Consider the following 20,744-nt stretch of genomic DNA (forward strand, 5'->3'; position numbering starts at 1 on the left):
ATCCATCAGCCTCGCCCGGGGCAGGCAATGGGCAGCACCGGCGCCAGGCCGCCGCGGCACTTGAGCACCCGCCACTGGGCCGGACGAGCATCAATGGCAATGCGCAACGCCGCCGGTGAAGGGTTCAGCGCTGCCTGCAAAGGACGCAAGGCAAAGGCCAGGGTCTGGCCGCTTTCAGCGGCTACCTGCAAACGGCGCAAGGCGCGGTCATCTGCCTTGTGCGGCCAGCACAGCACCGCGCCACAGCTGCCCGAACGCAGGCATTGTTCGGCGGCCCAGAGCACCTCAGTTGGCGCTGTCTCGACCAAGGTCAGCCACTGCAGGTCGACCCCGGCCGCCTGCCAGGCCGGCGCATAGGGAATGAACGGCGGTGCGATCAACACCACCCGCTCTGCGCTGGCCGTCAGGCGCGCCAGGCTGGGCCAGAGCAATTGCAGCTCGCCGCAGCCCTCGGCGGCCAGCAACACCTCGGTAAGCGCGCCGGGCGGCCAGCCGCCACCTGGCAGCGCCGCATCCAGCAGTGCATGGCCGGTGGGCTGCAGGCTCTGAGGCTGGGCCTGCGGGCGGCCCTTCCAGACCCGTTGCTGGTCGAGCAGACCGTCGAGGCTGACTACCGCGCCCATCAGCCGCGCCTCACCAGGCCGCAGAATACGCCTTCAATGAAGAACTCGTGGCCAGGGCCGACCTCGATCGGCGCATAGGCCGGGTTGCGCGGCAGCAGACGGTACTGCTGGGCGCTGATCCGCTCGAAACGTTTGATGGTTACTTCGCCATCAAGCCGGGCGACGATGATCTGCCCATCGCGGGCCTGTGCCTGTTGCTTGATGCCGACCAGGTCGCCGTCGAGGATACCGTCGTCGATCATCGAGTCGCCGCGCACCTTGAGCAGGTAGTCAGGCGCGCGGCTGAACAACTGGGCGTCGAGCATGAGTTGTTCGTGGATGTCGACGTCGGGGCCGATGGGCCGCCCTGCGGCCACCTGGCCCAGCACCGGGATCTCCAGAACCTCGGGGCGACGCGAGACACCGGCCAGGCGAATGCCCCGCGCCTGGTTAGGCGTGACCTCGATGAAGCCGGCCTCAGTCAAGGCCTGGACATGCTTGCGCGCCACGCTGCGCGAGGCAAAGCCGAAGGCGGTAGCGATGTCGGCCAGGCTCGGCGGCTGGCCATGCTCGGCAATCCGCTCACGGATGAAAGTGAGGATGGCGCTGCGTTTGGGCGATAATCTGTTCATGGAGTACATTTGTACTCTTTTTGGCGCACACTGACCAGCCCCTATGATCGGTTATGATGAGCGGCCATTGCAGCGGATCCTTAGAATGCTTGAAGCCTTGTTGTTCGATCTCGACGGTACCCTGACCGATACCGACCAACTCCACCTGCTGGCCATGCAACAGTTATTGCTGGAGGAAGGCCGGGTGTTGACCGAGGCGCAGTTCAATGCCCATATCAGCGGTCGGGCCAATGCAGACCTGTGTCGTTACCTGTTCCCCAATCAGTCGCTGGCCGAGCATCAGGCGTTCGCTGAGCGCAAAGAGGCACGCTTTCGGGCACTGTCACCGACGTTGCAACCCATGAGCGGGTTGCTCCGGCTACTCGAGCATGGTGAGCAGGCAGGCCTGGGCATGGCTGTGGTGACGAATGCGCCACGGGCCAATGCCGTGCATATGCTCGCTGCCATGGGCCTGACTGGGCGTTTTGCCCATGTGCTGGTGGCGGAGGAATTGCCACGGGCCAAGCCCGACCCCCTGCCCTACCTCACAGGCCTTGAGTGCCTGCAGGCGCGGGCCAGTCATGCGCTAGCGTTCGAGGATTCGCTGCCGGGGGTGACCGCGGCCAGCCAGGCGGGGATCTTTACCGTCGGTGTGTCCACCAGCCAAGCGCCTGAAGCGCTGCTCGCAGCGGGCGCGCGGTTGGTGGTGGCAGACTTTGACGATCCGCAGTTGTGGGCGCTGATTGAACGGATGTCAGTTTAGAATCTGTCGGCGCTGGCGACACGCTACATGCCTGACTCAGCCAGAAATACAACGCGTCGCTGCTGTCTTCACATCACCCAGGCGCAACGGAAAATTGTTCAGGCGCTCGTAGAGTTTGATACTGCTGCCACTGCCACGCTCATTGATGTCGACCAGTGCAGCAGGGCCACCGCCGACCTTTTGCGGAACGACCAGGCGCAAACCGTCATGACGCTGTTCGACTTCCAGAGGCCCACGGCTTTCGGCCAGGTGCTCCTGCACACAGGTGGCGTACTCCTGGGGCTTTTTGCCAGAAATCACGTTCAACGTTTCCGGCGAATGCTCAAGCTCCGAGACGCTGACGCAACCACCTAATGTCACAGCCAACGCCGCTACAACCCACTTCATCAAGCTACACCTCCACCACGGAAAAAGACTCAGACCGCGCCCAGACCATTTTGCTCCCTTAATTGGCAGATTTATCTTGGGCCAGGCACGAAGGGCGACAGTGTAACCGTTGATCATGGTATCGTTTTCATTTGCCCAAAGATCCATTGCGGAGAGCAACATGAAATTCGTACACCAGCGCGAGCACCTCAACGAAGACGACATCGTCGTCATCGAGTGTTCCCAGCGCTGCAATATCCGCCTGATGAACGACGCCAACTTCCGCAGCTTCAAGAATGGCGGGCGTCATACCTACCACGGCGGCGCGTTTGTCGACTTCCCGGCGAAGATTACCGTACCCAGCACCGGCTTCTGGAACATCACCATCGACACCGTGGGCCCGCGTGCATTGTCGGCCGTGACCAAACCGACCTTCACCCACAAGATCAAGTTCATCCGCCGTTCGTCGTCGAAACTGAGATAAGCCATGAGCCAGACCACCAAGTACGTCATCAAATACAAGCTTGACGGCGAACAACGCTTCGATTTCGCCCAGATGTGCAGTGATGCACCGCAAGAAGTGCAAGCCGCCCTGGAGAAACTCCACGGCGAAGACGCGAAAAAAATCACCGACATCAAGGTGAGCAAAGCCCTGTAATAATACCGTGCACAAGGAACCCCAGGCATGAGCCATTGGCCAGACACCCGCCTTCTCGATCTGCTGGGCATCGAACTGCCAATTCTTCAAGCGCCCATGGCCGGTTCCACCGGTTCCGCCATGGCCATTGCCGTGAGCAATGCCGGTGGCCTGGGGTCATTACCTTGTGCGACGTTGAGCCTGGAGCAGATCCGCGCCGAACTGCAGGCCTTCAGCCAGGCCAGCAGCGCGCCACTGAATGTCAATTTCTTCTGTCACCAACCGCCGCAGCCCGATCCGGCCCGCGATGCCGCCTGGAAGCAGGCGCTCAAACCTTACTATGACGAACTGGGCGCCGATTACGCTGCGCCGACCCCAGTGTCCAACCGCGCGCCATTCGACGACGCCACCTGCCAGTTGATCGAAGCGTACAAACCCGCCGTGGTCAGCTTCCATTTCGGCTTGCCCGAGGCCAGCTTGCTGGCGCGGGTCAAGGCCACAGGGGCGAAAGTACTGTCCAGCGCCACCACCGTCGATGAAGCGATCTGGCTGGAGCAGCACGGTTGCGACGCGATCATCGCTATGGGCTATGAAGCGGGTGGTCATCGCGGGATGTTCTTGAGCCACGACCTCAACACCCAGGTTGGCACCCTCGCCCTGGTGCCGCAGGTGGTCGATGCGGTGAGCGTGCCAGTCATCGCCGCCGGTGGTATCGGTGACCATCGCGGTATCGTCGCCGCTCTGGCCCTCGGTGCCAGCGCCGTGCAATTGGGTACCGCTTACCTGTTGTGCCCAGAAGCCAAGGTGTCCGCAGCCCATCGCCAGGCGCTGAAAACCGCCAAAGACAGTGACACGGCGTTGACCAACCTGTTTACCGGGCGCCCTGCCCGCGGCATCAGCACCCGGATCATGCGTGAGCTGGGACCGATCAGCGCGCTGGCCCCGCATTTTCCGCTGGCCGGCGGCGCGCTGATGCCGCTGCGCGCGCTCAGTGAGCCCAGCGGCAACAGCGACTTCAGCAATCTCTGGGCAGGGCAAGCGGCGCGCCTGGCCCGGGCTTTGCCAGCAGGCGAACTGACCCGTGGCCTGGCAGAACAAGCCCTTACTCAATTGCGGCGTTAACGCAGTGCTTTCCGTTTGTCGAGAATTCGCTATATATTTGCGTACATAGCGATTCCCTTCACCCCATGGAGCTGTGTTTCATGAGTAAGTGCGCATCTCGTTTTGCCCTGGCCGCCCTGGCCACGTTCATGACCATCAATAGTGCCTGGGCCGATGAGGTCCAGGTTGCTATCGCGGCCAACTTTACCGCCCCAATCCAGGCCATCGCCAAAGACTTCGAGAAAGACACCGGTCACAAGCTGGTCGCCGCCTATGGCGCTACCGGGCAGTTCTATGCGCAGATCAAAAATGGCGCGCCATTCGAAGTGTTCCTGGCTGCCGATGACAGCACCCCAGCCAAGCTGGAAAGCGAAGGCGACAGCGTCAAGGGCTCGCGCTTTACCTATGCCACTGGCACCCTGGCGTTGTGGTCGGCTAAACCTGGCTATGTCGATGACAAAGGCGAGGTCCTGAAAAAGGGCCAATTCAAGCACCTGTCCATCGCCAACCCGAAAGCCGCGCCTTATGGCCTGGCCGCCACCCAGGTACTGGACAAACTGAAGTTGACCGATGCCACCAAGGGTAAGCTCGTTGAAGGCCAGAGCATCACCCAAGCCTTCCAGTTCGTCTCTACCGGCAATGCCGAGCTGGGTTTTGTAGCACTGTCGCAAATCTACAAGGACGGCAAAGTCAGCGAAGGCTCGGCCTGGATTGTCCCGGCCAACCTGCATGAGCCGATCAAGCAAGACGCCGTGATCCTCAACAAAGGCAAAGACAGCGCCGCAGCCAAAGCCCTGGTCGAGTACCTCAAAGGTCCGAAAGCCGCGGCAGTGATCAAATCTTACGGTTACCAAATCTGATGCCACTGGATGCCAGCGACCTGGGCGCCATCTGGCTGACCTTTAAACTGGCCAGCCTGACCACCCTCATCCTGTTGCTGGTCGGCACCCCCATCGCTTGGTGGCTGGCGCGCACACGCTCGTGGCTGCGCGGGCCTGTGGGTGCCGTGGTCGCCCTGCCCTTGGTGCTGCCACCGACGGTGATTGGTTTTTACCTGTTGCTCGCCCTGGGGCCCAATGGCTGGATCGGTCAAACCACCGAAGCTCTGGGGCTGGGCACCGTGGTATTCAGCTTCAGTGGCCTGGTGATCGGCTCGGTGATCTATTCCATGCCCTTTGTCGTGCAACCGCTGCAAAATGCCTTCAGCGCCATCGGCGAGCGACCATTGGAAGTGGCGGCCACCCTGCGGGCCAGCCCTTGGGATAGTTTTGTCCATGTCGTATTGCCGCTTGCCCGCCCGGGCTTCATTACCGCCAGTATCCTCGGGTTTGCCCATACGGTGGGTGAGTTCGGCGTGGTACTGATGATCGGTGGCAACATCCCGAACCAGACCCGCGTCGTGTCAGTACAGATCTTCGACCATGTCGAAGCCATGGAGTACCTGCAAGCACACTGGCTGGCCGGCGCCATGCTGGTATTCTCCTTCCTCGTGCTACTGGCGCTGTACTCCAGCCGCCGGGGCAAGACGGCCTGGAGCTGAGTCATGCCCAAGATGATTCATGCCCGGCTCAAAGTCGCTCGTGACACCTTCAATCTGGACGTTGACCTGCAATTGCCCGGCCGTGGTATCAGCGCCTTGTTCGGCCACTCGGGTTCGGGCAAGACGACGTGTCTACGCTGCCTGGCGGGCCTGGAACGGGCGTCCGAGGCCTACATCGAAGTCAACGGGCAGATCTGGCAAGACTCGCAACGCGGGCATTTCATCGCGGCGCACCTGCGCCCGATCGGCTACGTATTTCAGGAGCCCAGCCTGTTCCCGCACCTGACCGTGCACGGTAACCTGACCTTCGGCTGGCGCCGTGTCGCGGCCCAGGCGCGCAAGGTCAGCCTCGACCAGGCCTGCGCACTGCTGGGCATCGAACACCTGCTCGAGCGTAAGCCCGCCACCTTGTCGGGCGGCGAAGCGCAACGCGTGGGCATCGCCCGGGCCTTGCTCAGCAGCCCGCAACTACTGCTGATGGACGAACCTCTGGCAGCTCTCGACGGCCCGCGCAAACGCGAAATCCTGCCGTACCTGGAGCGCCTGCACGATGAACTGCAAATCCCGCTGATCTATGTCAGCCATGCTCAAGACGAAGTGGCCCGGCTGGCGGACCACCTGGTGCTGCTGGAGCAAGGCACAGTCCAGGCCAGTGGCCCGATTGCCGCCACCCTCGCCCGCCTTGACCTGCCCTTGGCCCAGGGCGACGACGCTGGAGTGATCATCGAGGGCCAGGTCAGCAGCTACGACAGCGACTACCAGTTACTGGGCCTGAAACTGCCTGGTAGCGCTCTGGAGTTGCGTCTGGCACATGCACCGCTGGCCCTGGGCAGCGCCTTGCGGCTCAAAATTCAGGCCCGCGATGTCAGTCTGAGCCTGGCCCATGAGAGCCATTCGAGCATCCTCAACCGCCTGCCGGTGCGGGTCAGCGGCCACCAGCCGGCAGACAACAGTGCCCATGTGCTGGTGAGCCTGGATGCCGCCGGCAGCGTGTTACTGGCACGCATCACCCGCTATTCGGCCGACCAGCTGGGCCTGCACACAGGCCAGCAGCTGGTGGCACAGATCAAGTCGGTGGCACTGTTGGGTTGATGGCGCGGTCCATAGATCAAGCCCCCGCGACTGGACCTGCGCCATGCCCGATACTGCCCTGCCCGCTGGCCTGCATTATGTCGACGACAAGCAACCCGGCCTGCGCCGTAAAAAATCGCGCGGCGGCTTTATCTATATCGATATCGATGGCCAGCGCATCAGCGACCCCGGGACTCTGGAACGCATCAAGGCCCTGACCGTTCCCCCCGCCTATAGCGACGTATGGATCTGCGCTGACCCACAAGGTCACCTGCAAGCGACCGGGCGTGACGCTCGCGGGCGCAAGCAATACCGCTACCATGCGCAGTGGCGTGATTTTCGTGACAGTCACAAATACGCACGCATGCTGGCCTTCGCCGAGGTGCTGCCCAAGCTACGCAAGCAACTGGACAGTCAACTGGCGCGTCCGGGCCTGGACCGCGAGAAAGTCATGGCCCTGGTGGTGAGCCTGCTCGACAGCACATTGATCCGCGTCGGTAACCGCCAGTATGCCCGCGACAACAACTCCTTCGGTCTGACCACCTTGCGCAACCGTCATGTCAAGGTCCAGGGCAGTGCAATCCGCTTTAGCTTTCGCGGCAAGAGTGGCATCGAGCACCAGGTGACCCTGCGCAACCGCCGTCTGGCCAACCTGATCAAGCGCTGCATGGACCTGCCAGGCCAAGACTTGTTTCAGTATCAAGACGAATCAGGACAACGCCATTGTGTCGGCTCAGCGGACGTCAATGCCTTCTTGCAACAGCTCACCGGTAGCGACTTCACCGCCAAGGACTACCGCACCTGGGCCGGTAGCACCCTGGCTCTGAGCCGCTTGCGCAAATTGCAATGGCAACCGGAACCAGAAGCACGTCGACAGATCGTCGACACGGTCAAGCACGTGGCTTCGCGCCTGGGCAACACACCAACAGTATGCCGTCGCTGCTACATTCACCCCGCATTGTTTGAGGGGTTTGCCCGCGGCGAGCTGGCCAAGCTACCGGCCGCACGTAAACGTAAGGGTCTGGAGGTTGAAGAAGTGCGCCTGAGACTGTTTCTGCAACGTCTTTGCAGCCCTTGAAAAAGGATCCAATTGACCTCAGTTCCCATAACATGCAGAGAAATTTCCCATATCCGCTCAAGCCCCCTATGCTTGCGGGTGTGAGCAGCATTCGCTGCTGCGCAAGGCTTAAACGCCCCTTCGGGCACCTGCGACTAAAGACTCACAACAGAATCTGTGTTCGGGGGAATTAATATCCACCGAAAGCGTCTTTAATGAAGGAAAAGAGGAACCCGTTCCGCGGGTTTCCGGCTTGTGCGGGCGCGGCCTGCAAAGCAACTTACGTTACCAAGGAGATATACATGCTGATACTCACCCGCAAGGTTGGCGAAAGCATCGTCATCAACGATGACATCAAAGTCACCATTCTGGGCGTCAAAGGTATGCAAGTGAGGATCGGTATCGATGCACCTAAAGATGTCCAGGTGCACCGCGAGGAGATTTTCAAGCGCATTCAAGCCGGCAGCCCGGCACCGGATAAAGGAGACACTCATCACGAGTAAAGCCTGCTGATTCAAGCCGCACGGATGCGCTTGACCCTGATTACGTCAGCCCAGGTGGCGGGCCGCAATGGCCTTACGACGACTCGGGCGCGCCGACCAATTCCTTGACCTTGGCGATCATCGTGGTGATATCGAAGGGTTTGTCGAACACCGCCACGAACAAGTCAGGATTGTCCCGCCCCTCGTGAGCTTGGGCACCGCTCATCAAAATCAACGGCAGCGATAACCGCAGTTGATCGCGTATGTTTTTTGCCAGTTCCTCCCCGTTCAACAGCGGCATCATATAGTCAGTGATCACCAGATCCACTTGCTTGTCCTTGAGGATATCCAACGCCTTTTGCCCATTGCTGGCCGTCTCCACCACGTAACCTTCATCCTCTAGGGCGTAGCCGAGGATATTGGCGATGAGGTACTCGTCGTCGACAACCAGAATTCTCCTCATGGCCGTCTGGCCTGCCGGTTCATGTGCCCGCCACCGGCGCCGGGGTGCCTGACAGCACGGCGGTGGCCTGGGTGAAGGCTTTTTGCAGATCGATGCCGTGATCACTGATGATCAGTTCCAGCAGCGCCGGGTCGTAGCGGCTGTCGCGCACTTTGAGAATTGACAGCAGACGCTTGAGCTCCGAATCCAACTCGACAAACCGCATCAACAGCAAGTTATCGACAATGCTCGACAGGCCTGGCGCTGGTGCATTGATTTCCGAACCAAAAATATCGCGCATTTCCCAGGTCGCCATGACACTGACGTCACGCGCACGCAATTCACTGGTCAAGGCCCGAAAGAACTCGTTGAGCCGTGCTGGGTTGGTGGCCAGGCGAGTGAACGCGCCCAGGCTGTCAATCAACACCCGCCGACTTCCGTGCTTCTGCACCTGGCGCAACAACCGCGCGCCGACATCATCCAGCACCCCTTCGGTGGTCGGCTGCCAGGCGATATGCAACGCGCCGCTGCGTTCCATGGCGGCAAAATCGTAGCCCAGAGCACTGGCCTTCAAACGCAAACGCTGAGGCGTTTCGTAGAAACCAAAATGCAACGCAGGCTCCCTCGCAGTGGCTGCTGCCAGAAAGCTCACCCCCAGGGAGGTCTTGCCGATCCCTGACGGTCCGATCACCAAGGTCATCGAGCCACCGGGCAAGCCGCCGCCAAGCAATTCATCGAGGACCTTGACGCCGCTACTGACCCGGCCAAGCTCACCGCCGCCCATGTCACTGGGCTGGCTGTACAGCGACTCCAGGCGCGGATACACCTGCAAGCCGTCCTCAGTGATTTCGCATTCATGCAAGCCGGACAAGGCGCCACTGCCACGGGTTTTGCGCAGCTGGATACTGCGCACCGAGCGGCTGCCAACCAATGCCTCACTCAGCTCGATGACGCCGTCGACCATGGTGTGCTCGGGGCTGCCGTCGTCCAGCCGTGAACTGGTCAAAAACAACACCGTGCAGCCAGCGAACGCCGCGTGCCCCTGCAGCTCGGCAATGAACTTTTTGATATCCAACGGCGTTTCAGCCCGTGACCTGGCGGTCAGCAAACCGTCGACGATCAACAGCGTTGCATGGTGTCGACTGATTTCGCCGCGCAACAGCTTGACCACCTGGTCCAGCCCTTCGCTCTCCAGGGTATCGAAGGCGCTCACAAACTGGATTTGCTTGCCCACCAGACTCGGGTCAAAAAAGCTCAAGGTCGACAAGTACTGGAACAAGCGTTCGTGCGATTCGCTCAATAAGGTGGCAACCAGTACCCGCCCGCCATCATCGACATGATTGAACGCCAGTTGATTGGCCAGGATGGTCTTCCCCGAACCAGGCCGCCCCTGAACGATATAAGAGGCGCCGACGATAAACCCTCCTTTGAGCAGTGCATCCAGCCCTTCGATTCCACTGGCGAGGCGTTTGAGCTGTTCCACGATACGCGCACCTATTCAGTCCAAGAGCGTGATCACCGGCGTGAATACCGGCAAGTACAAGGTCATGCACGTGCCTTCACCCGGCACACTGGCCACACACACCGCTCCGTTACTTTGCCTGGTAAAGCCATAGACCTGACTCAACCCCAATCCAGTTCCCTGACCAAAAGCCTTGGTGGTGAAAAAAGGTTCGAAGATCCGCGGCAACACGCTGGGTTCTATGCCTCGACCGTCATCGCTGACGTCCAGGCGCACAAATGCACCGTGTAAATCATCGACTTCACCGTCAAGCAGGCAGTTACTGCCCTGCAGGCGAATCACGCCCTCGTTCTCGACGGCATCGCGGGCGTTGAGAATCAAGTTGAGCAAGACCATCTGCAACTGCCCACCATCGACACCTAAATCTTGCAGCCCCTCTTCCAGCTGCACTTGCAGTTCGACGCCTTGGGGCAAGGCATGGGCCAGCAGCATGCGAATCGACTCAATCAACGTCGACAGTTGAACCCGCCCCTGCTTCAACGCCTTGTGCCGGGCAAAACTGAGCAACTGCTGGGTCATTTGCGTGCCGCGTTCGCCAGCATCGAGAATATGCTCAAGCAGGCGTTGACTACGCTGCGGGTCTTTGCTGTTCAGGGCCAACTTCGCCGAGCCGATAATGATGGTCAGCACGTTGTTGAAGTCGTGAGCCATGCCACCGGTCAACTGGCCCAGGGCTTCGAGTTTCTGCGCCTGAAATAATTGCGCACGCATGGCATCCAATTGCTGAGCAGCCTCGCGCCGATCAGTAATGTCACGGGTGATCTTGGCCAAGCCAATGATTTCACCCGCCGGTGTGCGAATCACATCCAGCGCCGCCAGGGCCCAGAAGCGCGTGCCATCTTTGCGCACACGCCAGCCTTCGTCCTGGGCAACACCGGTATTCAAGGCACGCTGGAGCAGGAACGTCGGCCGGCCTTCGGCGCGATCTTCGTCGGTGAAAAACACCGAGAAATGCTGACCAATGACCTCATCGGCGCGCCAACCCTTGATCCGCTGGGCGCCCGCATTCCAGGACACCACATAACCCTCTGGGTCGAGCATGTAGATGGCATAGTCCACCACCGCCTGCACCAGTTGTTCATAACGACTGGCCTGCATAGTGTGCAAATCCGAGCGATCAGAAGAACTCATAGCTGCTCCACGCAAAACGCAGACGTATTCAAGCATAGACAGCCAACTCCGCGGGCAATTCCAACGCATGGCATTTCTGTTTGAAGTACTGCGACTTCGCCTCAGAGAGGCCCGGTCCAGACCCTCGCCGACGGTTGACTCAAATATAACGATGAGTTATAAAGCTCGCTTGATTGCGGAGGAAATGCTTTTTCCTCCAGGGCTTCGATCCAATAGCACGCCCCGGTCGCCAGACCCTTTCAAACCTGTGCGAGTGTGGTGGAATTGGTATACACAGCAGACTTAAAATCTGCCGGCGTGAGCCTTGCGGGTTCGAGTCCCGCCACTCGCACCATCTTCTGAAAAGGCGCCTTTCGAGGCGCCTTTTTGTTGCCCACGATTTACCCTCTCCAGGGCAAAGACGAGAATCAACTGCTAAGGTGAAATGGCCCTATCACAAAGGAAGGCGGCCATGCGCTATACCCTGTTCGACAACCAGCGAGACGTGATCATCCTGCTGGCGCGTATTGTCTTGATGATTCTGTTCGTCATGTCTGGCTGGAGCAAAATGACTGGATTCGACGGCACTGTCGGCTACCTGGAATCCCTGGGTGCGCCCATGCCCATGGTTGCAGCCGGGGTCGCGGTGATCATGGAGTTCTTCGTCGCCATTCTGCTGATCCTGGGTTTCTACACCCGCCCGCTAGCGTTCCTGTTCGCCTTGTTCGTGATCGGCACTGCCGTGATCGGGCACCCCTTCTGGAATATGGTTGATCCGGCACGCGCGGCCAACAGTGTGCAGTTTTTCAAGAATTTGAGCATTTGCGGCGGGTTGCTGTTGCTGTCAGTGACAGGCGCCGGCAAGTTCTCGGTGGATGGACGATAAACCAGGCGACACCTGCTTACAGGTCATCCAACGGGTCGACGCCTTCGTCCCAGTCCATCTCATCCAGGGCGTCGGCGTCTTCGTCATCCTGGGGGTCGAACAAGGGGTCTGCTTCATCTTGAAGTGCCGGATCGATTTCATCGAACTCATGATCAAGCAGGTGATCGTGTTCAGGTTCGTGAATATCCAGGTCATCGCTCATCGTCAGTTCCTGCAGTAGCACTTTGGGAAAATTGGGACGCTTGTATAAGCCAGGGGCCTCGAACCGTCAACGCCAGGGAGCGACCATGAAATACTTGCTGATCTTCCTCGCCAGCTATGTCGTGACGTTTTATACCGTGGGGGCGATTATCGGCGCACGCCTGCAAGGCCTGAGCGAGGACCTGCGCCAATACCCCTATGCGCCCATTCAAGCCCAGTACCTGGAGGATGTACGCCTGCACGCGCGGCACTCCAGAATCGAATACTGCGCGATACTGGGCACTCTGCTGGCCATGCTAGCGTCCCTGCTGGTATGGGCGCTGTCCTGAACACAGCGCCTTGCGCTGATGACAAACGCCCTTAGTACTGCTGGCGAAGCAAAGCAGCATTCGCTTGGCGCACCATGTCCAGCCATTCACTGGCACTGACCGATCCAGACCGCTCCAAGCGCTCAGCGGCCATCAATGCCTGATCGTAATCAGCTTCCTGTAGCACCTCATCGCCGAGAAAACGGGTACGCCATTGCACAATCGCAACAGCCCCTTTCTTGTCATCCATCTCCATTCCCAACTCACTCTGATTACAGGCAGCAATTACGGGTTGCCGCCCAAGCGGCGGCGAGATTACACGAGAGCGAGGAATTTGAGAATTGTTTGCATTATCATTGCGACGACCGGGCGTGGCTTCCCGACTCACTCAGATCAGGTTTGCGCATGCCTGACCACACAAAACATCTGTGCTGGAGCAGTAATCATCTACCTCTGGTCGCCTGCTTCAACGCTTTGTTGCAGGCCGTTGATTGGATGACTAATAGTTAGTTGTCTGCCTGGGGAGGCACAAAAAATGCAACCAAGATTCGTTATCGTTCCGGCGGTGCCAATAGAGCAGGAATCCTTCCGCACTGGCACCCGCTACTACGCCACAACCGTGTCAGGTGGCTTCGACATCTATGACAACCAGGAAAAAGGAAGACTCAAACCTAGCTACCTGGAAAAAGAAGAAGCCATCAAACACTGTGCCCGAATGAATGCAGAGCACGACGAAAGTCCGGTGCAAGGCCCGGCCTATCTGATGCAGACCTAACCATTGCGCCCATTGCCACCCAGCAACGGATGCTTGATTGGTGGCAACGGGTTCAGCTTGCGCCGCCTGATCGGCTGACCACCAGGAGTTCTACGCTGTAGGAATATTCGCGAGACGATCAGCAAATGCTGTGTATAATCTCGCAGCAAAATGCAATTGATTCTCAGTTACCGTTAAACCCAATAACCCCGACGCGACGTCCTTTTTTCGCAGTGCAGGCGCAGCCTGCCTTGCACGAAGCGGTGTGCCGCAAAGAACAACAATGTTCTTTTGTCTTTGTAGGAAAATTGCTGTGATCTTGTCATATAATTCCCGGCCGCTGCCCAGACAGAAGCGGACAAAGACCGTCGAAAAGACCGACTTTGAATACAACCTCCATCCTCGGCGAACCTCATACATTGGGTACGGTTCAATCAAGGAAGACGCAATGAACATGCTCAAACTCGTATTGGCAGGCATCTTGATTCCATCCAGCGCATTGGCTGCCGATGTAAGCCAAGTCAACACCAGCTGGCCGCAAGAGCCAACATCCTTCATGGGTGTTGATCTGCACGGCGACTTTCTTAACGATGTCGACGAATGCCCGGCTGACGTGAGCCGACCGGAAACGCTCTGCCGCGTGGCCACCGAGACCCCTGATCACTACCTGATTCTGGGCGCTGAATCCCGTCGTGTCCTGCTCGGTTACCAACTGGTTGCGCAGCTCTCCAATGGCCGAATCGATAAGCTGGTGTTCACTGGGCCTGCGAACAGCAGCGCATTGGTTGCCGAAATGCTACGCACTGATTTCGGGCCACCCTCACACAGCAAAACCAATCTGGTGAAAACCAGATCAGGCGCCACCTTCGATAACGAAGTGCTTGGATGGACCGGCGAAAAATTGTCCATCGAATCTCAGCGTAACAATGAGGACCTGGGCGTCTACAGTGTGATGCTGACCAATACGCCGATGTCGATCAGCAATGTGCAGGATGCCGAGCAAGTACCTGCTTCGGACGTATCGAAAATCTGAATCCGGCCCGTTCAACGCGCAAGCGTGAACGGGAATTCGACTAAAAGTGCAGGTCGGTATCTCCTGCTAGCGCGGCTATCACTAATCGAGAGCACCGTTGAGCACTTCGTAGATGATACCTGTGGCGATAGCGACCAGGATCAGATCTGTTCCTGCCTGCTGCCATTCATAGCCATCGTAATGCGGAAGCCGGCCGAGTAATCTTCCATCCAGCTTTTTGGCAATGCCTGGTGGTAGCGGCTTCCCACGCGCCAGGTTTTTCTGAATGCCTGGCGGCAATGCAGAACCGGGGCTCCAATAGTCGTGGTAGCTGTTCAACACGCTCAGGACACCACCTCGGTCAATCGAAGGGCCATGATCCCAGTCGCTGCGATCATCACTCTTCCCTTTACCTGAGCCACCTGGATTGCTGTGGTTTTGGTTTTTTTGTCCATCGCCCTTGCCGTGCCCTTGGCTATTACCATTACCCGGATCGGCCAAGGCCATAGCGGAACTCGCCGTGAACACCACGCTTGTGAGTATCGCTAATAACAATCTGGTTCTGAACATCTTCGCCCTCTCAGCTATTGGCGCGACCTGCCGCACTCGACTTTAATTTAAGTGACATCCCTATGAGAGTCTCAATGACGCTCACTTGCGGGAGCACTGCCATGAACAAACCTATTTTAGCGCTGATCGCCATGCTATCAGCAGCCAGTGGCTGTACTACTGATTCAGACATCTATCGCGACCTGCCATTGGTGGCAAAGGTTGAAACCGGCATGAGCAAGGAGCAGGTCCAGCGTATCGGCGGCATGCCCCTATCCGTCACAGCGCGTACCGTAGTACCCGGTACTTGCTTTGACTATATCCTCACCAAGCCCGGCCATCAGCAAGCTTACAACGTCAGCTTCGATAGCAACGGGACAGTGGATCACAAGAGCTTTATGAGTTGCGCACAGTGGAGTCGTGCCCAGGAGCAGGCCAGGGAGCCACCGAGCAATATGGGTGGGATCGGCGGTGCGGGGTATTAGGCTCTGTACGAAAAGCCTTGACGGGAGGCGCAGGATACCAAGCGGCTTTGCAAATGCTGGAACTGTCGCACCACACCATCACGCTATAGATAAGTGTGGCGCGCAAGCTCAGGCATACTGACTATTTGATTTGCAATCGGAGTTGATTCAAGTATTCAAGGGAGGCCATCTTTTCCGCTGTGCCTGTGGGCCCATCGCTACCCATGATTGAGGAATACGCATCCTCGTACACTTTGGCCACAACCTGGGCATTTTCCGAGCGTTTCAGGAAAGCCATAAGAAGGTGTTCTACCGCATCGACTTGCGCTTGATTCAAGCTCACAACGACCTCCTTGACCCGACCCAATGCCGGTTCCTTGTAATACCCCATTGGCGCAGAAAATGCCATCCGCTGGATCAGGGCAGATCATCGTCCCTGATTATTGCGTGAAATCTGCCGGGCATTTTTCAGCCTGCCCGGAGGTCGGCGAAATATTGTCTGCGTATCTCACGCCGACCAACAAAAGCGACTGCTGCCCTTCTTTGTCGATCAACACAGCGTCACAGTCGAGGCTACAGGACTCCTTGGACGTGAAGCATATGTCCTGATCGACGAAGCGGTAGAGGTTCTCTGGCCACCCAGAACAATCGTACATCCCAAGTCCCGGGCAGGCGTATTCCTCAATCTTGCCGGCAGCGAGAATTTTCGCCCCTTTCGCCTCCTCGACTGACCCTTGCGCTGAGGCTGAATCGATCGCAAATGCACAAGTAAGGAGAAGGACTGAAGCTTTAGGCATGCGTAGGACTCGGACGGGCTTAGATTAAATTGAGTTGTTAACTTACCGGTTCCAAAAACCAATTTAAATAATTGCCCTTAGCCACCATTGCAAATTTGGAAGCACATATAACGTTAACGAACAATCAAAATAATGCTCACCGAATATTTATTTTCTATATATAAGTAGCCAATCACATTCGCCGCTCACCTGCGATTACTGAACAGCCGTCCAATCAGGCTTCACTGGCAATACGCTGCTTGGCTTGCGGAGCACCTGAGATGGCGAGCCTACGAGCCAGCCCTACCCCCCAGGCCAACGCCCGGGTCATCGACTCGCCGGGTCGGGAAATGTGGGCTTCTTCATGCAAGGCCATACCGGATGGCGCGTAAATACCGATAAACATTTGCGTGCTGCCAGTACGTGACAGCCGCACCTGAACGTCGATGAGCTTGCCGTCGTCGAGTGTTTCATCATGGGACCTATGCTGCAGAGCCGGGTCAGCCCAACTCCAAAAAACTTCACCGCGAATTCTCATGCCGCCCTCCTACGACTTTAGTCTTATATGTGTAAAAGCCACCATAGCTAAAGTCAGGCGACACGCAACTGCCTATCGCCGGTTTTGGGGCGGAATCGGACAACCGGCCCCTCCCTCCACAGCAGCTCCCTGCTAAAACTTCAGGCGCCGGACTCAGGATCGCTCGCAGGGACACCGCGGGGCTCCTTGGCATCCTCACCCTGATCGTTGAGTTGTGGGTCTACGTCCGGATCACTCGCACGACTGGTACTGCCAGTCGGTGGAAGTTCACTTGATACCGAGTTATTGGCATCGACATCGGACAACTCTTCTTCTACCGGTGCTTCATCATCCGCAGGTAACGGAACTTCAGGAACATCGGGCGTTGAGCCATGGCCTGTCTGGTTATCCGTTTTTCCTCCAACACCGTCCCGGAAGATCTTAGCCGGGGCATTTTCGTCAATGTTCATGCTGGCTCTCCGTTCTGTCCCACGGAATATCCGTGCTTAACGTGAGAGGCACTGTGGTAACAAGAGTGCCATGCAATGGACGAATGGCAGGCAATTAAAAACCCGGCGCAACGGCCGGGCTTTTGGCATTAACGCCTGTCATCAGAGAGCGGCGTCGGCTCATCCGGCCCATGCTCAGGCTCTCTGCGAAAACCACTTCACACATCAGCACATAATCGCCCTGGAAAGCGATCAAAATTCGATGTCATCGAGCTCCAATTCGATCGCCCTTTCAGCGGCCAACGCCTTTTGAGTTGCAAATCCGTAGTTGATGTAGAGGTCAAGGATGGTGAGCCCTGGCGCGCCTTCGTGAAATTCAATACATCGCTTTAACGCTTGCTTGATGGCACCTTGAGCGAGGATGTTGTTCGCAGCCTCGATACCTTCCGATTGAGATATTCTCTCCTCTATCGCCTCAACGACTGAAAGCTTTGCTTTCGCCGCTGCCAGGGCGGAACTGCCGGTTTCAGAGATCTTTGCCCAACCGTGGTCAACTATCGGATTATTCATTGCAGCACCTCATTTCGGCACGATGGTGGTTATTGGGTAATAGTTCATCCCAAACCAAATTGCCACTATCTCGCAACCAGCCAATCAGTGGATGGTGCTGCGGTGATATCGCCGTGCTTGCACGAGCAACCTGTTCAGGTCGGAAAAGTGGCGAGCGGCATTAATGATGCTTGCGTAGCGCTTCGATCAATTGCGCCTTGGTCATGGTTGAGCGATGTGCTCGGCTTTGCGTTTTTGCTTGTCGGTGTACTTGTCTTTGCTACCTCTGGGCATGAGGTTTCTCGGTGTTTTCACCTTTGAAGCATGACTATTGCGGGAGTGCCCTCAATTGGATGGACGGCATCTGTCAGTTGAGGAACGCCTTTGGGGTGGCCAGCCCTCATCGATCGATTGGAGCTGCTCGCCCGACTCGTAGGCCCTGCAATCCATGCGTGGGTAAAGAACCCGTGAGCAGGACGAGCGAATACAAACTAACTGAGAATTCGCCCAGTATCTTTAGGACAAATCTGAAAGTTACAAGAAATACGTGCCTAGCCCGGCCAGTCAGCATGAAGATTGCCTGAGACTGATCGGGGATCTGCACAGCGCCGATTCATGAGCAAGCGGATCAGCGCGAAGATGCCGCCAGATCCTCTTCGACGAAGCGCAGCATCGCCTCCGCCAACGCCTCGCGCGGATAGGCATTCTGTGTCACCCATAGTGAAGCGATGGTCGAATGCGTTCGGGCGATCGGCACTGCCAATGCCCAATGATCGGCGTTGATAAAGCCCATCAGGCTACTGCCAGGCACAATCTGATCGTAGAAGATCACTTGGCTGTCGTTACGGGCATCGATGCTCGCCAGCTTGTTGTAACTCGATTTCAGCACGTCCGAGATGTGATCCGGCTGCGGGAAGGTAACCAGCGAATAGTAGTTCAGCTCCGACGGCAGCCGATTCTGCGCCAGCCAGCGCTTGCGCGTTGCCGGGCGCAGGCTGTTGATCGCGCCACCGTCGCCCGAATCGCAGGTCGCACCGGGAAAGTTCCGCAACAGGTCCGCCTGGTATTGCTCGGCATCGTTGGCCAGCGCCGAGCCGCCGACCGAGCCGGCTGCGCTGACTACTGCAGCCACGCGACTGCGGATTTGCGGGTAAGCGACCATCGCTTCGAGAATGTCGGGGGCGCCTTTCGAATAGCCGATCAGGACCAGGCGCGGCGGCCCGGCTTCGGCTGGCATCGCCATGATCGCGTCACGTATTTGCCGAGCGTTGTTTGCGGAGCTCGATAAGGCGTCGACCTTGATCTGCACCAGGTCATAACCGTACTGGCGCAGATGAATCGCTACGCTACCGGGCGCTTGAAGCCATTGCTCGAAGCATTCGTAGCCGACACCGGCCACCACAGCGCCGATCAGACGGCGTTTAGATTGACCGAGATCCACGGACTTGCCGGTGCCACCCGGTTCGCTACCGACGCGCGTCAGTGCCTCCTCGCAAGGGCGGTAATCGGGCAGGTCGCTTTTTCGCGCGTCGAGGATCGAGCAAAAAATCTCGCGAAAGCGCGCCCGCTGGTCCTGCACGCCGGCCTGCGACGCAGGCACCAACACAAGCGGCGGTGTGTCCGTCGAGTAGGCAATCAGCGGCGCGGGTGTGCAGGCGGTGAGCGCAAAGCAGGCAGCGATCATCAGCCATGCCATGCCAGCGCTGCACAACAATGGGTGGGCACCGCACAAACGGTCAGCCGAATCATCCGGCCTGCCGAACAGGTCACTTGTGAGCATCGTCGACCTCCTTGCGTGCAGGCGATTCGCGCCCGCCCAGGTACGGTTCCCAATCGATTATCTGCACCTGCGACAAGCTGAGCGGTCGCGTCGCAAAGAACATGACCGCACGCAGACCGTCGCTGAAGTAATGGCCGCCGCTGAACGTCGTTCGCGATTGTGCCTCAGGCGCGGGACCGACGCCGGTGACGAACCCGAGCTTGTCCAGGCCAGCCGAATACATCATGTCCTGGATCAGGAGATTTCTCGCCTCATCGACGTCCTCATGCAACACCAGGTTGTCCGACTCGCGCGGAGCAAAGCGTCCGCCGATCGGTCTGGCGACCTGCGCAAGATAGACGGAGTGGCCGTCGAAGCGCATCGGCGTAATCCACACACGCACCCAAGTCGCCGGCGCTCCGGCTTGCGCTTGCTTGCGAACCACGGCATCGGGCATGCGGCCGAACACGCGTTCGGCCGCATCCGCGGGGTGCTCGGCACGCCGGTAGCCGCGACGCACGAATGCGGTGGCGATATCGGCGAACTCGCCGACCAGAATCGCATTGAACGGATCGCCGTTCGCCCTGCCGTTCGCGTCAGTGGCGCAACAGGGAAGGCGCTCCAACGCGGAACGCAATGCGGCCAAGTCGTCATAGTCCTTGATCTCGGAACCGTGATGCTGGAACAAGCCTTCGGCAAACCATTTTTCCCCAGCATCGTCCGGCACCCGCAAGAAGAGGGAGAACGGGATCAATGTCTTTCTCTGCAGCAAATCGATATTCAGCAGCCGCGTAACGCGCTCCGGGTTGATGAACAGCAGGCCCTCTTTCGTTTCGCCTGGCATGACGGGATTCTTGAACCCCAGTTGGTCCAAGTGTGCATTGATACGCGCATTCGCTGCCGGAGCGAATGTCCCGTGCATGGACCAGGCAACTTCGAGTGGCGAGAAATAATCGGGATCGGTTCCCGGCCGCAGCAACAGAAGCGGTTCGGCACTCTGGTTCTGGACTTCGACCCACACCGGCTGCACGCGCGTTCTGTCCAGTTCTACCCCCAGCATGCGCCGCCTGTCTTCGGCACTGAGCACGGCGGCACTGACCCGTATCTCGTGCCGGGTGGCCGTCTGCGCACGCTCACGCAATCCGAAGGTATTGAACTCGGCAGGCGCCTGCCAGGTCGTACAAGCAACGGCGAGCGCAAGCATCGCTGCACAACT

The 20,744-nt window shown here is 58.4% G+C and carries 30 protein-coding genes, 1 tRNA gene and 1 pseudogene; 15 read left to right on the forward strand and 17 right to left on the reverse strand.

Annotated features, from left to right (window positions below):
* Positions 1-5: 5 nt before the first annotated feature.
* Together imuA and lexA are read right to left on the reverse strand one after the other, a co-directional pair.
* Positions 6-623 carry a translesion DNA synthesis-associated protein ImuA gene (gene imuA, locus ACQRAX_RS00755; RefSeq protein WP_412037651.1) on the reverse strand — a complete coding sequence of 206 codons (618 nt, stop codon included), beginning with the start codon at positions 621-623 and terminating at the stop codon, positions 6-8.
* Positions 623-1,243 carry a transcriptional repressor LexA gene (gene lexA, locus ACQRAX_RS00760; protein ID WP_412037650.1) on the reverse strand — a complete coding sequence of 207 codons (621 nt, stop codon included), beginning with the start codon at positions 1,241-1,243 and terminating at the stop codon, positions 623-625. Before lexA ends, imuA begins: the two co-directional genes overlap by 1 nt.
* A gap of 76 nt (positions 1,244-1,319) precedes the next feature.
* Here lexA and ACQRAX_RS00765 point away from each other — a divergent pair, with 76 nt between their 5' ends.
* On the forward strand, positions 1,320-1,976 hold the full coding sequence (locus ACQRAX_RS00765) for an HAD family hydrolase (protein WP_412037649.1): 657 nt from the start codon (positions 1,320-1,322) through the stop codon (positions 1,974-1,976).
* Between the two features lie 36 nt (positions 1,977-2,012).
* Here ACQRAX_RS00765 and ACQRAX_RS00770 read toward each other — a convergent pair whose 3' ends face one another.
* A complete protein-coding gene (locus tag ACQRAX_RS00770; RefSeq protein ID WP_412037648.1) occupies positions 2,013-2,363 on the reverse strand; it encodes a hypothetical protein in 351 nt (116 codons plus the stop codon).
* Between the two features lie 160 nt (positions 2,364-2,523).
* On the opposite strand from ACQRAX_RS00770, the gene ACQRAX_RS00775 reads away from it, so the two are divergent.
* The 8 genes from ACQRAX_RS00775 (at position 2,524) to csrA (ending at position 8,251) form a co-directional block, all read left to right on the forward strand.
* Positions 2,524-2,826 carry a DUF1883 domain-containing protein gene (locus ACQRAX_RS00775; protein WP_038612501.1) on the forward strand — a complete coding sequence of 101 codons (303 nt, stop codon included), beginning with the start codon at positions 2,524-2,526 and terminating at the stop codon, positions 2,824-2,826.
* Between the two features lie 3 nt (positions 2,827-2,829).
* Positions 2,830-3,000, forward strand: coding sequence for a hypothetical protein (locus tag ACQRAX_RS00780; RefSeq protein WP_412037647.1), 171 nt, complete (start codon positions 2,830-2,832; stop codon positions 2,998-3,000).
* A 27-nt stretch (positions 3,001-3,027) separates the two neighbouring features.
* Positions 3,028-4,101, forward strand: coding sequence for an NAD(P)H-dependent flavin oxidoreductase (locus ACQRAX_RS00785; protein ID WP_412037646.1), 1,074 nt, complete (start codon positions 3,028-3,030; stop codon positions 4,099-4,101).
* 80 nt (positions 4,102-4,181) lie between these two features.
* A complete protein-coding gene (gene modA / locus ACQRAX_RS00790; protein WP_412037645.1) occupies positions 4,182-4,940 on the forward strand; it encodes a molybdate ABC transporter substrate-binding protein in 759 nt (252 codons plus the stop codon).
* Entirely contained in the window at positions 4,940-5,620 is a 681-nt protein-coding gene (modB, locus tag ACQRAX_RS00795) for a molybdate ABC transporter permease subunit (protein ID WP_412037644.1), read from the forward strand. The genes modA and modB overlap by 1 nt, the downstream gene beginning before the upstream one ends.
* A gap of 3 nt (positions 5,621-5,623) precedes the next feature.
* Positions 5,624-6,712, forward strand: coding sequence for a molybdenum ABC transporter ATP-binding protein (gene modC, locus ACQRAX_RS00800; protein WP_412037643.1), 1,089 nt, complete (start codon positions 5,624-5,626; stop codon positions 6,710-6,712).
* 43 nt (positions 6,713-6,755) lie between these two features.
* Positions 6,756-7,769: a DNA topoisomerase IB gene (locus ACQRAX_RS00805; protein WP_412037642.1), complete on the forward strand. Its 1,014-nt coding sequence runs from the start codon at positions 6,756-6,758 to the stop codon at positions 7,767-7,769.
* 281 nt (positions 7,770-8,050) lie between these two features.
* Positions 8,051-8,251: a carbon storage regulator CsrA gene (gene csrA, locus ACQRAX_RS00810; RefSeq protein WP_045183867.1), complete on the forward strand. Its 201-nt coding sequence runs from the start codon at positions 8,051-8,053 to the stop codon at positions 8,249-8,251.
* Between the two features lie 73 nt (positions 8,252-8,324).
* Here the strand turns inward: csrA and ACQRAX_RS00815 are convergent, their stop codons facing one another.
* The 3 genes from ACQRAX_RS00815 to ACQRAX_RS00825 are packed head-to-tail and all read right to left on the reverse strand — an operon-like array spanning position 8,325 to position 11,325.
* The gene (locus ACQRAX_RS00815) at positions 8,325-8,693 is read right to left on the reverse strand and encodes a response regulator (protein WP_412037641.1); all 369 of its coding nucleotides are present in this window, start codon (positions 8,691-8,693) and stop codon (positions 8,325-8,327) included.
* A gap of 19 nt (positions 8,694-8,712) precedes the next feature.
* Positions 8,713-10,158: an ATPase domain-containing protein gene (locus ACQRAX_RS00820; RefSeq protein ID WP_412037825.1), complete on the reverse strand. Its 1,446-nt coding sequence runs from the start codon at positions 10,156-10,158 to the stop codon at positions 8,713-8,715.
* A 12-nt stretch (positions 10,159-10,170) separates the two neighbouring features.
* On the reverse strand, positions 10,171-11,325 hold the full coding sequence (locus ACQRAX_RS00825; protein ID WP_412037640.1) for a two-component system sensor histidine kinase NtrB: 1,155 nt from the start codon (positions 11,323-11,325) through the stop codon (positions 10,171-10,173).
* 249 nt (positions 11,326-11,574) lie between these two features.
* Between ACQRAX_RS00825 and ACQRAX_RS00830 the strand changes: the two genes are divergently transcribed.
* Positions 11,575-11,659 (forward strand) — tRNA-Leu (locus ACQRAX_RS00830).
* Between the two features lie 117 nt (positions 11,660-11,776).
* Positions 11,777-12,190 (forward strand): DoxX family protein, encoded by a 414-nt coding sequence (locus ACQRAX_RS00835; protein ID WP_412037639.1) that lies wholly within the window; start codon positions 11,777-11,779, stop codon positions 12,188-12,190.
* Between the two features lie 16 nt (positions 12,191-12,206).
* Here the strand turns inward: ACQRAX_RS00835 and ACQRAX_RS00840 are convergent, their stop codons facing one another.
* Positions 12,207-12,392: a hypothetical protein gene (locus tag ACQRAX_RS00840; RefSeq protein WP_412037638.1), complete on the reverse strand. Its 186-nt coding sequence runs from the start codon at positions 12,390-12,392 to the stop codon at positions 12,207-12,209.
* A gap of 85 nt (positions 12,393-12,477) precedes the next feature.
* Here ACQRAX_RS00840 and ACQRAX_RS00845 point away from each other — a divergent pair, with 85 nt between their 5' ends.
* The gene (locus ACQRAX_RS00845; protein WP_412037637.1) at positions 12,478-12,720 is read left to right on the forward strand and encodes a hypothetical protein; all 243 of its coding nucleotides are present in this window, start codon (positions 12,478-12,480) and stop codon (positions 12,718-12,720) included.
* 31 nt (positions 12,721-12,751) lie between these two features.
* On the opposite strand, the gene ACQRAX_RS00850 is transcribed toward ACQRAX_RS00845, so the two are convergent.
* On the reverse strand, positions 12,752-12,949 hold the full coding sequence (locus ACQRAX_RS00850; protein WP_412037636.1) for a hypothetical protein: 198 nt from the start codon (positions 12,947-12,949) through the stop codon (positions 12,752-12,754).
* A 285-nt stretch (positions 12,950-13,234) separates the two neighbouring features.
* Between ACQRAX_RS00850 and ACQRAX_RS00855 the strand changes: the two genes are divergently transcribed.
* Both ACQRAX_RS00855 and ACQRAX_RS00860 read left to right on the forward strand, forming a co-directional pair.
* Complete coding sequence (locus tag ACQRAX_RS00855; protein ID WP_412037635.1) at positions 13,235-13,474, forward strand: hypothetical protein; 240 nt, start codon at positions 13,235-13,237, stop codon at positions 13,472-13,474.
* Positions 13,475-13,901: 427 nt separating this feature from the next.
* Positions 13,902-14,486, forward strand: a complete 585-nt coding sequence (locus ACQRAX_RS00860; RefSeq protein WP_412037634.1) for a hypothetical protein — start codon at positions 13,902-13,904, stop codon at positions 14,484-14,486.
* Between the two features lie 81 nt (positions 14,487-14,567).
* On the opposite strand, the gene ACQRAX_RS00865 is transcribed toward ACQRAX_RS00860, so the two are convergent.
* Complete coding sequence (locus tag ACQRAX_RS00865; protein WP_412037633.1) at positions 14,568-15,035, reverse strand: anti-virulence regulator CigR family protein; 468 nt, start codon at positions 15,033-15,035, stop codon at positions 14,568-14,570.
* Between the two features lie 101 nt (positions 15,036-15,136).
* Between ACQRAX_RS00865 and osmE the strand changes: the two genes are divergently transcribed.
* Positions 15,137-15,499 (forward strand): osmotically-inducible lipoprotein OsmE, encoded by a 363-nt coding sequence (gene osmE, locus ACQRAX_RS00870; RefSeq protein ID WP_412037632.1) that lies wholly within the window; start codon positions 15,137-15,139, stop codon positions 15,497-15,499.
* Between the two features lie 121 nt (positions 15,500-15,620).
* On the opposite strand, the gene ACQRAX_RS00875 is transcribed toward osmE, so the two are convergent.
* From ACQRAX_RS00875 to ACQRAX_RS00910, 8 genes and pseudogenes are all read right to left on the reverse strand, one after another.
* Positions 15,621-15,821 (reverse strand): hypothetical protein, encoded by a 201-nt coding sequence (locus ACQRAX_RS00875; protein ID WP_412037631.1) that lies wholly within the window; start codon positions 15,819-15,821, stop codon positions 15,621-15,623.
* 97 nt (positions 15,822-15,918) lie between these two features.
* Positions 15,919-16,275 (reverse strand): hypothetical protein, encoded by a 357-nt coding sequence (locus tag ACQRAX_RS00880; RefSeq protein ID WP_412037630.1) that lies wholly within the window; start codon positions 16,273-16,275, stop codon positions 15,919-15,921.
* Positions 16,276-16,489: 214 nt separating this feature from the next.
* A complete protein-coding gene (locus ACQRAX_RS00885; protein WP_412037629.1) occupies positions 16,490-16,792 on the reverse strand; it encodes a hypothetical protein in 303 nt (100 codons plus the stop codon).
* Between the two features lie 140 nt (positions 16,793-16,932).
* Complete coding sequence (locus ACQRAX_RS00890) at positions 16,933-17,241, reverse strand: hypothetical protein (protein WP_412037628.1); 309 nt, start codon at positions 17,239-17,241, stop codon at positions 16,933-16,935.
* A 231-nt stretch (positions 17,242-17,472) separates the two neighbouring features.
* On the reverse strand, positions 17,473-17,790 hold the full coding sequence (locus ACQRAX_RS00895; protein ID WP_412037627.1) for a hypothetical protein: 318 nt from the start codon (positions 17,788-17,790) through the stop codon (positions 17,473-17,475).
* 207 nt (positions 17,791-17,997) lie between these two features.
* A pseudogene (locus ACQRAX_RS00900) lies at positions 17,998-18,063 on the reverse strand (termination factor Rho); the annotation flags it as partial.
* Between the two features lie 334 nt (positions 18,064-18,397).
* Positions 18,398-19,549: a hypothetical protein gene (locus tag ACQRAX_RS00905; RefSeq protein WP_412037626.1), complete on the reverse strand. Its 1,152-nt coding sequence runs from the start codon at positions 19,547-19,549 to the stop codon at positions 18,398-18,400.
* Complete coding sequence (locus ACQRAX_RS00910; protein ID WP_412037625.1) at positions 19,536-20,732, reverse strand: LssY C-terminal domain-containing protein; 1,197 nt, start codon at positions 20,730-20,732, stop codon at positions 19,536-19,538. The genes ACQRAX_RS00905 and ACQRAX_RS00910 overlap by 14 nt, the downstream gene beginning before the upstream one ends.
* Between the last annotated feature and the right edge of the window lie 12 nt (positions 20,733-20,744).

It is taken from the genome of Pseudomonas sp. UM16 (assembly GCF_050312595.1).
GTDB lineage: Bacteria > Pseudomonadota > Gammaproteobacteria > Pseudomonadales > Pseudomonadaceae > Aquipseudomonas.

Bases quoted from the DNA above. Each gene is read 5' to 3' on its own strand.
- ACQRAX_RS00770 (WP_412037648.1), bottom strand. From the start codon at position 2,363: ATGAAGTGGGTTGTAGCGGCGTTGGCTGTGACATTAGGTGGTTGCGTC.
- ACQRAX_RS00805 (WP_412037642.1), top strand. From the start codon at position 6,756: ATGCCCGATACTGCCCTGCCCGCTGGCCTGCATTATGTCGACGACAAG.
- ACQRAX_RS00845 (WP_412037637.1), top strand. From the start codon at position 12,478: ATGAAATACTTGCTGATCTTCCTCGCCAGCTATGTCGTGACGTTTTAT.
- modB (WP_412037644.1), top strand. From the start codon at position 4,940: ATGCCACTGGATGCCAGCGACCTGGGCGCCATCTGGCTGACCTTTAAA.
- modA (WP_412037645.1), top strand. From the start codon at position 4,182: ATGAGTAAGTGCGCATCTCGTTTTGCCCTGGCCGCCCTGGCCACGTTC.
- ACQRAX_RS00880 (WP_412037630.1), bottom strand. From the start codon at position 16,275: ATGCCTAAAGCTTCAGTCCTTCTCCTTACTTGTGCATTTGCGATCGAT.
- ACQRAX_RS00765 (WP_412037649.1), top strand. From the start codon at position 1,320: ATGCTTGAAGCCTTGTTGTTCGATCTCGACGGTACCCTGACCGATACC.
- csrA (WP_045183867.1), top strand. From the start codon at position 8,051: ATGCTGATACTCACCCGCAAGGTTGGCGAAAGCATCGTCATCAACGAT.
- ACQRAX_RS00780 (WP_412037647.1), top strand. From the start codon at position 2,830: ATGAGCCAGACCACCAAGTACGTCATCAAATACAAGCTTGACGGCGAA.
- ACQRAX_RS00885 (WP_412037629.1), bottom strand. From the start codon at position 16,792: ATGAGAATTCGCGGTGAAGTTTTTTGGAGTTGGGCTGACCCGGCTCTG.
- ACQRAX_RS00865 (WP_412037633.1), bottom strand. From the start codon at position 15,035: ATGTTCAGAACCAGATTGTTATTAGCGATACTCACAAGCGTGGTGTTC.
- ACQRAX_RS00840 (WP_412037638.1), bottom strand. From the start codon at position 12,392: ATGAGCGATGACCTGGATATTCACGAACCTGAACACGATCACCTGCTT.
- imuA (WP_412037651.1), bottom strand. From the start codon at position 623: ATGGGCGCGGTAGTCAGCCTCGACGGTCTGCTCGACCAGCAACGGGTC.
- ACQRAX_RS00815 (WP_412037641.1), bottom strand. From the start codon at position 8,693: ATGAGGAGAATTCTGGTTGTCGACGACGAGTACCTCATCGCCAATATC.
- ACQRAX_RS00890 (WP_412037628.1), bottom strand. From the start codon at position 17,241: ATGAACATTGACGAAAATGCCCCGGCTAAGATCTTCCGGGACGGTGTT.
- ACQRAX_RS00775 (WP_038612501.1), top strand. From the start codon at position 2,524: ATGAAATTCGTACACCAGCGCGAGCACCTCAACGAAGACGACATCGTC.
- ACQRAX_RS00835 (WP_412037639.1), top strand. From the start codon at position 11,777: ATGCGCTATACCCTGTTCGACAACCAGCGAGACGTGATCATCCTGCTG.
- lexA (WP_412037650.1), bottom strand. From the start codon at position 1,243: ATGTACTCCATGAACAGATTATCGCCCAAACGCAGCGCCATCCTCACT.
- ACQRAX_RS00905 (WP_412037626.1), bottom strand. From the start codon at position 19,549: ATGCTCACAAGTGACCTGTTCGGCAGGCCGGATGATTCGGCTGACCGT.
- ACQRAX_RS00850 (WP_412037636.1), bottom strand. From the start codon at position 12,949: ATGGATGACAAGAAAGGGGCTGTTGCGATTGTGCAATGGCGTACCCGT.
- ACQRAX_RS00825 (WP_412037640.1), bottom strand. From the start codon at position 11,325: ATGAGTTCTTCTGATCGCTCGGATTTGCACACTATGCAGGCCAGTCGT.
- ACQRAX_RS00895 (WP_412037627.1), bottom strand. From the start codon at position 17,790: ATGAATAATCCGATAGTTGACCACGGTTGGGCAAAGATCTCTGAAACC.
- ACQRAX_RS00910 (WP_412037625.1), bottom strand. From the start codon at position 20,732: ATGCTTGCGCTCGCCGTTGCTTGTACGACCTGGCAGGCGCCTGCCGAG.
- ACQRAX_RS00785 (WP_412037646.1), top strand. From the start codon at position 3,028: ATGAGCCATTGGCCAGACACCCGCCTTCTCGATCTGCTGGGCATCGAA.
- ACQRAX_RS00860 (WP_412037634.1), top strand. From the start codon at position 13,902: ATGAACATGCTCAAACTCGTATTGGCAGGCATCTTGATTCCATCCAGC.
- ACQRAX_RS00855 (WP_412037635.1), top strand. From the start codon at position 13,235: ATGCAACCAAGATTCGTTATCGTTCCGGCGGTGCCAATAGAGCAGGAA.
- modC (WP_412037643.1), top strand. From the start codon at position 5,624: ATGCCCAAGATGATTCATGCCCGGCTCAAAGTCGCTCGTGACACCTTC.
- osmE (WP_412037632.1), top strand. From the start codon at position 15,137: ATGAACAAACCTATTTTAGCGCTGATCGCCATGCTATCAGCAGCCAGT.